The sequence below is a fragment of the Sphingomonas sp. SRS2 genome (assembly GCF_000971055.1).
In the GTDB taxonomy this organism is placed as follows: Bacteria; Pseudomonadota; Alphaproteobacteria; order Sphingomonadales; family Sphingomonadaceae; genus Rhizorhabdus.
In genome coordinates this window covers 1-2,560 of the sequence record NZ_LARW01000026.1, presented here as the reverse complement: position 1 = coordinate 2,560, position 2,560 = coordinate 1, and the positions used below count along the sequence as shown (strand labels likewise).

Genomic DNA, 2,560 nt, shown 5'->3' with positions numbered 1-2,560 from the left:
AAGGACAGTGCGCCGTTGTGGCGCTGAAAGGAGTATCAGTAATGATGAGGTAAGTTGAGGAAACCTCTGCCCGCCAAGCTAACCTCGGGTCCGAAAGACCTGAAATCCGGAAACGGACGGGGGACAATAGCATGCTTGGAGTAAGGCCGAATGCGTCCCAGTCGTAAGGGGGCGATGCCGGTCAGGGCAAGACGCGCACGGTGAAGGCTATACTGCTTAAATCCCAGTCTGCAGCGATCTATATAGCGATTCTGGCGAAAGCGACTGACACGCCAGTTCCGGACGATGGCAAGGGTCTCATGTCTTGGCCCTTTGCTCCTCAGCCCGTCCGGCGCGCCTCTCGTCGAGGGTTCAGTGGATGAACGGGACACCTAACCGCGTCGTATCTCCGATCAGTGTAACTACGGGATGCCCTAAACAGGCGGCTTCGGCCGACCTGCATGGGTACGGAGCCGCCATAGTATTCAAATGCCCGGGGTAATGCCCGGGACAGCTCCCCCATTCGGGGAGACGGTGCATCCGCATAAGGAACGGGCGACCGGGCCGAAAACGGGGACCACCGGGAGAAGGGCGGCAGTTGCGATACTTCAACCGCAAATCATGGGGTGTGCTGATGCTACCTGAAACTGTGATGGCCCGGTTGGAGGCCATTCCGACGCTGGCAGCGTCGGGCAAACGGGTGAATGGGCTTCATCGTCTGATGGGGTCTCGGCTTCTTTGGGAGCAGGGACTCAGCAAGATCGCCTCCAATCGGGGAGCGATGACGCCGGGCGTCGATGGCGAGACCTTCGCGGACTTCGGTCCCGAGGACCTCGATCCGTTGATCGCGAGCGTGACGACCGGAGCCTATAAGCCGAGACCAGTGCGTCGGGTGTTTATCCCGAAAGGCAAGGGAAAGCGGCGTCCGCTTGGTATACCCACGCGCGACGACCGTCTCGTCCAGGAGGTGGCGCGCCAACTTCTCGAAAAGATCTATGAACCGGTGTTCTCGAACGCCTCGCATGGATTTCGACCGGGGAGATCGTGTCACACGGCACTTGAACATGTAAAAGCCGTCTGGACGGGCGTGAAGTGGCTTGTTGATGTGGATGTCGCTGGATTCTTCGATAACATCGACCATGACGTTCTGCTCACGCTGTTGCGGAAACGGATCGACGACGAAAAGTTCGTTGGCCTGATCGGCGACATGCTGAAGGCGGGCGTCATGGAGGGACGGGTGAACACCCCGACCTACAGCGGCACTCCGCAAGGCGGGATCGTCTCCCCGATCTTGGCAAACATCTACCTGCACGAGCTCGATGAGTTCGTCGCAGGCCGGATTGCCGCCTTCGAGAAGGGCAAGACCCGCGCCATGAATCCGGAGTACCGGAGATTGGCAGCACGCATCGCGAAACAGCGAAAGCGGCTCAAAAGTCTTCAAGCCCGCGACAACGTCGACGAGGTGACGATCAAGGCTGTTCTGGCCAAGATCGACATCATGTCGAAACAGATGCGTACGTTGCCGTCGCGAGATGGCATGGACGCCGGATATCGCCGACTCCGCTATTGCCGCTATGCCGATGATTTCCTCATTGGTGTGATCGGTAGCAAGGAAGATGCGCGACAGGTCTTCGCCGAGGTTGGGGCTTTCCTGACCAACGCGCTGGCGCTGAGCGTGTCCGAGGAGAAAAGCGGTATCCGCAAGGCGAGCGACGGCGCCGCCTTCCTCGGTTATGAGGTGCGAACCTACACGGGACGCCAGTGGACGGTGCGGAGCCAGCTTGGCTCGCAGCATTTCAGCCGCAGGCCCCCTTCGGAGGTAATGCAACTCAACGTGCCGTGGGAGAAGGTGTTCGGGTTCGCCTCGAGGAAGGGATATGGTGACATGGCCGTGTTGAAGGCCAGCCACCGGAACGCTCTCCTAAGCTGTAGCGATGTCGAAATCGTCCTTGCCTACAACGCCGAACTGCGGGGGTTTGCGAACTACTACGCTCTTGCGAGAGACGTGAAATTCAAGCTCAACCGGCTTGAGTTCATTCAGCGTTGGAGCATGTTCAAGACCTTGGCGAGCAAGCACAAAAGTAGCGTGCGTGTCGTCGCCGCCCGCATGAGGTCGGGGCAGGAATATAGCGTCGGCTACGTCGTCGACGGCCAGCCTCGGTCGGTCAAGGTCTGGAAGCTGATGGATCTGAAACGTGATCGGGTGGACCCGGCCAAGGTGGATATTCCGCCTTGGACGCAAATCTACTCGCACTCACGGACTGACTGGGTCGATCGCCAGAACGCCAAGCAATGCGCGGCGTGCGGGCGGACGGACCGGCCTTGTCATGTTCATCACGTAGAAGGGCTTGCCGATGTTGCGCATAGTGGGTTCGTCACGATGATGAAGGCCGCACGGGCGCGCAGGACGAAAGTCCTATGCGATCTGTGTCACGCCGACACTCACCGGGGACGCCTGCCCGATAGCCGGAATATGGATGGTATTATCGCAGCGGAGAGCCGCATGCAGTGAAAGCTGCACGTGCGGTTCGGCGGGGGGATCAGGGCTGACTCTCTGAGCAGCACCAATCCTACCCGACTG

At 59.6% G+C, this 2,560-nt stretch carries 1 protein-coding gene; it reads left to right on the top strand.

Annotated features, from left to right (window positions below):
• Positions 1-577: 577 nt before the first annotated feature.
• Positions 578-2,491: a reverse transcriptase domain-containing protein gene (locus WP12_RS00160; protein WP_235398776.1), complete on the top strand. Its 1,914-nt coding sequence runs from the start codon at positions 578-580 to the stop codon at positions 2,489-2,491.
• Positions 2,492-2,560 lie beyond the last annotated feature (69 nt).